The organism is Rhizobacter sp. P1_G5 (genome assembly GCF_056405435.1).
This window is the reverse complement of the sequence record NZ_JBFUCB010000645.1, coordinates 1-3,292: the sequence shown is the minus strand read 5'-3', so window position 1 is coordinate 3,292 and position 3,292 is coordinate 1. Positions and strand designations below refer to the sequence as shown.

5 protein-coding genes are annotated in these 3,292 nt (G+C 61.6%); 3 read left to right on the top strand and 2 right to left on the bottom strand.

Going from position 1 to position 3,292, the window contains the following annotated elements; genetic code table 11:
• Positions 1-225: DUF3348 family protein (locus AC1D12_RS28735; protein WP_477844523.1), on the bottom strand; the 225-nt coding region annotated here is incomplete at its 3' end.
• A 54-nt stretch (positions 226-279) separates the two neighbouring features.
• On the bottom strand, positions 280-1,242 hold the full coding sequence (locus AC1D12_RS28730) for a DUF5655 domain-containing protein (RefSeq protein WP_477844521.1): 963 nt from the start codon (positions 1,240-1,242) through the stop codon (positions 280-282).
• Positions 1,243-1,614: 372 nt separating this feature from the next.
• On the opposite strand from AC1D12_RS28730, the gene AC1D12_RS28725 reads away from it, so the two are divergent.
• From AC1D12_RS28725 to darG, 3 genes are all read left to right on the top strand, one after another.
• Positions 1,615-2,190, top strand: a complete 576-nt coding sequence (locus AC1D12_RS28725; protein WP_477844519.1) for a DarT ssDNA thymidine ADP-ribosyltransferase family protein — start codon at positions 1,615-1,617, stop codon at positions 2,188-2,190.
• Entirely contained in the window at positions 2,187-2,831 is a 645-nt protein-coding gene (darT, locus tag AC1D12_RS28720; protein WP_477844517.1) for a type II toxin-antitoxin system toxin DNA ADP-ribosyl transferase DarT, read from the top strand. Before AC1D12_RS28725 ends, darT begins: the two co-directional genes overlap by 4 nt.
• On the top strand, positions 2,831-3,292 hold a 462-nt coding region (gene darG / locus AC1D12_RS28715), incomplete at its 3' end, for a type II toxin-antitoxin system antitoxin DNA ADP-ribosyl glycohydrolase DarG (protein WP_477844515.1). The genes darT and darG, both read left to right, overlap by 1 nt.

Genomic DNA, 3,292 nt, shown 5'->3' with positions numbered 1-3,292 from the left:
CAACGAGATCGCGTCGGTCCAGTCGAACCACCGGCACAGCCCGTCGGAGAAGCTGTCCTTCAGGGCCGGGACGTGGGTGTCGCTCAGCGTCGCCAGCAGGCGGATCAGGCCGGAGCCGGAAAGAGGGGTGCGGCGCGGAGGGAGCGCCAAACTGCCAGTCAAGGTGCGAACGGAAAAACGTCGGATTTTACGGGGTGGCGGAGGCCGGGTCTGGGGGGTTGACACCAGGGGCGCAGAAGCGTCAGTTCAGCACGCCATCGACGCTTCGCCTCTCAGCTTTCACGAAGCGGGCTTGGCATGGGAACGCCCTTCGTAGGCTTCAGCGATGAACGGCTTGGCGGCCTCCAGATCGGCAAGCGTGGCCAGAGAGATTTCGACGTCACCTGTTCCCCAGTGACCCTTCTGCGAAAAGTCCTTGGCCGTGGGCAGTGCCTGGATCACTTTCGCCGGGTCCAGGTGCAGGTACAGCAGCAGGCGTGCCCGCTGCGGAACCAGCGTCGCAAAATTCTTCAGCCGCTTGAATGCCACGTACAGCCGCAGCTCCTTGCGCTGGACATCGTCGCCCAGCGACAAGGTGTAGTCCTCCAGCGAGGCCAGCAAGTCCGTCAGTGGTTGAGGCAGCAACTGCACGACCTCCGCATAGGGCTTGTCGGGACCGACTGGCCTCTCCGTCCCTGGCTCATTCGGATCCTTCGCAAGCTTGACGGCTCTGGCGGCCGCCGCCTTCGATGTCGCGGCCGACGATGCATTGGCCAGCTCGAAGAGCAGGAGCTCGTCACCAAATCGGCGATAGCGGATCAGCTCGATGTTGCGATTGATCTGCTGCACCGCATGGCCGTCGTACTTCGTGAAGTCGGCGGCGATGCACACCAGGCGCGGGGCGCTCCAGTCGATGGCATCGGCCGCAGCCTTGTCGAATTTCTCCATCACCCGCAGCTTGAACTCGGCCTGGTGGTCCATCAGCCAGTCGAGATAGAACAAGCCCTGGTTGATGACGTTCTCGCCCACCGAACGCTTGTATTCGAGGATCACCGGGCAGTTGTTCTCGTCCAGCCCCAGCGTGTCGATGCGACCTCCGTGGGTCTTGCCGGTCGAGTACTCCGTTGCGAGGAAGCGGATGCCGAGCAGCACCTCGAGATTCGCTTCGATCAGGCTCTGCAGCGGCTTCTCCAGGTCGGAGGCATCGCCTTGCAGCTCGGTGGCCTGGCCGGATTGGAGGCGGAAGAGTTTGATGTCGCTCATGGAACGATGGGGATTGCACTCTGGAATTCGACGTGCATTCTCCCTCGTGGCAACGTTCGCGATGCGCCGGATGAGCCGCTGCGACAATCGACGCCAAAAGGTCATTGCACAGACTTCCCCACGCCCATGCCGCATCAACGCCTCACCCTGACTCGCCTGGAGCAGCTGCTGCTCACCGCTTGCGACGACCTGCGCGGCAACATGGACGCCAGCGAGTACAGGGAATAGCGCTCAAGCGCGCTGTCGAGAAGCTCCGCGCGCGCAAGTGGGGCCTGATGCAAGATCTCCTGACCGGCAAAATGTTGGTTCCGGCGCCCTGGTCAATCGCAGTGGCCTGTCTGTTCTGCCCGCAAGGGTTTAGGGAGAGACGACATGAACGACGACATTCGCGCGAAGAAGCTGATCTACCACCTCACGAGCCTGACGAACATGAAATCGATCCTCGACGACGGCTTGCTACCCAGGTCGCGCCTGGACGGCTTCGTCGATGTGGCCGATCCCGAGATCATTGAGGACCGAAAGCGGCTGCGCCTTGAGCGCCACGTCCCGTTCCACTTCTTTGCCAAGAATCCATTCGACGGGCGTGTGCAGCGGGACCATCCCGGAAAGCGTTTCGCGCTCATTGCCGTTCAGCGAAGTGTGGCTCGGGCGAAGGCCTGGAAGATCATCCCGAAGCATCCCTTGGCCGGCGGCCAGATCGAACTGCTTGAGTACGACGCTGGCATGGACGCGATCGACTGGGAAGCCATGAACAAGCGTGAATACTCGGACCAGTACTGCAAGTGCGTCTGCATGGCCGAGTGTCTGGCTCCAGGGCCTGTTCCCGCGGACCTGTTTCACGCGATCTATGTCAAGGACGACAAGGCACAGAAGCGCGTTCAGGAGATGATTGATGGGCGATACCGGACGCTGCACGTCGACGTCGCGCCGGCGATGTTTTCCAAGTGAGCTACACCAATCTCAACTCTGAGAAGGCGCTGATCTGGCGCATCCTCCATCGGGCGAATCTGCCGTGGGTGCTTCAGAACGGGGTCCATTGCGGCAACAGCCCGGTTCGCTCTCCTCGCTGGGTGAGCATTGGCAATGCAGAGTTGATCGACAAGCGTGCAGTACGTCCGGTCCCGCTTCCCCCAGGAGGAACTCTGGCGGACTACGTTCCCTTCTACTTCACACCGTTCTCGGTGATGCTGCGCAACATCCACACTGGTTGGAACGGGATCAAGCAGGTCCCCAACGCGGACATCGTGATCCTGGTGTCCAGCCTGCGCCGAGTGAGCGAACTCGGCTTGCCATTCGTGTTCACCGACAGCCACGCCTACAGTGGCCTGGCGAGCTTCTACGACGATCTGGCCCGCCTGGACCAGATCGACTGGCCGCTGCTTCAACGTCGCGACTTCAAACGCGACCCCGAGGACCCCGGCAAGCTGGAGCGATACCAAGCGGAAGCCTTGGTGCACAAGCATGTGCCGCTGACCGCACTGCGGGGAATCGTGTGCTACACGGATGCTGTCCGAGCCGAGATCGAGGGCAAAATGCAGGCCCTGGGCGTTGCGCTACCTGTGCACACACGGCCCAACTGGTACTTCTGATGATCTCCTATACCCAAGGCAACTTGCTCGAGGCCCACGCCGAGGCACTGGTGAACACCGTCAACACCGTGGGTGTGATGGGTAAGGGCATCGCCTTGATGTTCAAGGAGCGGTTCGACCGCAACTTCAACCTGTACGCCGCAGCCTGCAAAGCGAAGCAGGTGAAGGTCGGACAGATGTTCGTCACCGAAACCGGCGAACTCGACGGACCGCGCTGGATCATCAACTTTCCAACCAAGGACCATTGGAAAGGCAACTCACGGCTGGAGTGGGTGGAGTCCGGGCTGGAGGATCTGAAGCGTGTCTTGCGTGAGCGACAGATTCGCTCCGTGGCCATTCCGCCCCTGGGGGCCGGCAATGGTGGGCTGGACTGGCCGACCGTCAAGGCCCGAATCGACTCTGCGTTGGCCGATCTGGACGATGTCGAGGTCATGGTCTACGAGCCCACCGACCAATACCAG

Bases quoted from the DNA above. Each gene is read 5' to 3' on its own strand.
- AC1D12_RS28730 (WP_477844521.1), bottom strand. From the start codon at position 1,242: ATGAGCGACATCAAACTCTTCCGCCTCCAATCCGGCCAGGCCACCGAG.
- AC1D12_RS28725 (WP_477844519.1), top strand. From the start codon at position 1,615: ATGAACGACGACATTCGCGCGAAGAAGCTGATCTACCACCTCACGAGC.